The sequence below is a fragment of the Nocardioides sp. genome (assembly GCF_035697785.1).
Classification (GTDB): domain Bacteria; phylum Actinomycetota; class Actinomycetes; order Propionibacteriales; family Nocardioidaceae; genus Nocardioides_B.
The window spans coordinates 1-2,192 of the sequence record NZ_DASSCL010000017.1 but is presented as its reverse complement, the minus strand read 5'-3'; the positions used below and the strand labels follow the sequence as shown (position 1 = coordinate 2,192).

The window sequence follows — 2,192 nt, the reverse complement described above, 5'->3', positions numbered from 1 at the left end:
CGCCTACACGCGCTACTTCGTCACCTACCGCAGCGACGGGCGGCGGGTCTCGGGCATCCTCAACGTGCCGACCCGACGCGGCCCGCACCCGGCGCTCGTGCTCGCCCACGGCTACATCGACCCCGCGATCTACGTCAACGGGCAGGGCCTGATGCGTGAGCAGGACTGGCTGGCCCGCGCCGGCTACGTGGTGCTGCACACAGACTACCGCAACCACGCCCAGTCCGACGACGACCCGCGCTCCGAGCGCCAGATGCGGCTGGGATACGCGGTCGACACCATCAACGCCGTGCATGCGCTGCGCGCCACGAGGGCCGTGCGCGTCGACGACGACCGGATCGGCCTGCTCGGCCGCTCGATGGGTGGCGGCGTCGTCTACAACGTGCTCACCGCGCAGCCCGGGTTGGTCGACGCCGCGGTCGTCTACGCGCCGGTCAGCTCGCGCACCGCCGACAACTTCAACCGGTGGATCCGCGACGACCCGGGGCGCGGCGAGCTCTCGGACTTCATCCTGCGCCGCTACGGCGAACCCCGCGACAACCCGCGCTTCTGGCGCGCGGTCAGCCCACGCAGCTACTTCGACCGGATCACCGAGCCGGTGATGATCCACCACGGCACCGCCGACGAGAGCTGCCCGATCCGGTGGAGCCGCGCGACGCTCCGCGCGATGCAGGCAGCCGGCGTCGACGCGCGGATGCTGACCTACCCGGGCGAGCCGCACGCGTTCATCGCGGGCTGGCCGCTGTCCATGCGGCGTACGACGGCGTTCCTCGACCGGAACCTGTGAGATCTCTCGTGCCCTACGCTGGCGCGATGGTGCTGCTGATGACCAACGGTGAAGGCATGCGCGGGGGAGCGGTGCACCACACCATCGCCGACCACCCGTTCCTCGGCGAGGTGGAGACCGCGCCGCGCTACCGGTTCTTCTCGGTGCGCGATGAGTTCCCCGGCCTGGTGCCGGTCGGCGACGACGGCGGTGGCGTGGTCCGCGGCGAGCTCTACGACGTGCCACTCGAGGTGATCCGCGACGCGTTCCTGCCGCACGAGCCGGCCGAGCTGGAGCTCAGCGCGATCGAGCTCGCCGACGGCCGGGGCGTGCTCTGCATGGTGCTGCGTCCCGAGGAACGCGGCCGGCACACCGACATCACCGAGCACGGCGGCTGGCGGGCCTACCGCGCGTCGCTGGGCTGAGGGCACGGCGTGCCGACGCTCGACCTGGTCATCGAGGCGCCGCGCGCCGTCGTCGACGGCACGGAGCAGCGCTGCAGCGTGCTGGTCGCGGCGGGCAAGGTCGTCGGTCTCGAGGAGCTCGGCGCGCGGTCCGACGCGGAGCGGCGGGTGCGGCTGGACGACGACGTGGTCTTGCTGCCCGGTCTGGTCGACACCCACGTGCACTGCAACGACCCGGGCCGCACCGAGTGGGAGGGCTTCGAGCACGCCACCCGCGCCGCCGCGGCGGGTGGGGTGACCACCGTCGTCGACATGCCGCTCAACAGCGTGCCGCCGACCGTGGACGTGGCGGGTCTGACCGCCAAGCACGAAGCGGCCGCCGGGCGCTGCTTCGTCGACATGGCCTTCTGGGGCGGCGCGGTCCCGGGCAACACGGGCGACCTGGCGGCGTTGTGGGACGCGGGCGTGCTCGGCTTCAAGTGCTTCCTGGTCGACTCCGGGGTCGAGGAGTTCCCGGCGCTCGACGAGGTCGGGCTGCGGACGGCGGCCGAAGCCGTCGCGTCGTTCGGCGGACTGCTGCTGGTGCACGCGGAGGACCCCGACCTGGTCGGCGAAGCGCCTCCGGGGGACGACTACGCCGACTTCGCCGCGAGCCGGCCGCGGGCCGCCGAGATCGAGGCGGTCGAGACGGTCGTCTCCGTGTCGCGGGCCACCGGCTGCCGCATGCACGTGGTGCACCTCGCGGCCGCCGACGCCCTGCCGGCGATTCGTGCGGCCCACGACGCCGGGACTCCGGTGACGGCCGAGACCTGCCCGCACTACCTGACCCTGACGGCCGACGACGCGCCGCCGGGGGACGCGGCGTACAAGTGCTGCCCTCCGCTCCGCGACGACGCCAACCGGGACGGCCTGTGGGCCGGCCTGCTCGACGGCACGCTCGGCATGGTCGTCTCCGACCACTCGCCGTGCCCGGCCGAGCTGAAGCGGACCGGACCGCGCGGCCTGGCCGATGCGTGGGGCGG

3 protein-coding genes are annotated in these 2,192 nt (G+C 73.4%); all 3 read left to right on the top strand.

The genetic code is table 11. The features are described from left to right. The coding region (locus VFH10_RS02455) for an alpha/beta hydrolase family protein (RefSeq protein ID WP_325125583.1) at positions 1-787 on the top strand (787 nt) is incomplete at its 5' end. A gap of 26 nt (positions 788-813) precedes the next feature. Next, positions 814-1,191, top strand: coding sequence for an allophanate hydrolase-related protein (locus VFH10_RS02450; RefSeq protein WP_325125581.1), 378 nt, complete (start codon positions 814-816; stop codon positions 1,189-1,191). Positions 1,192-1,200: 9 nt separating this feature from the next. Beyond that, positions 1,201-2,192, top strand: a 992-nt coding sequence (allB, locus tag VFH10_RS02445) for an allantoinase AllB (RefSeq protein WP_325125579.1), incomplete at its 3' end; no start/stop codon positions are given.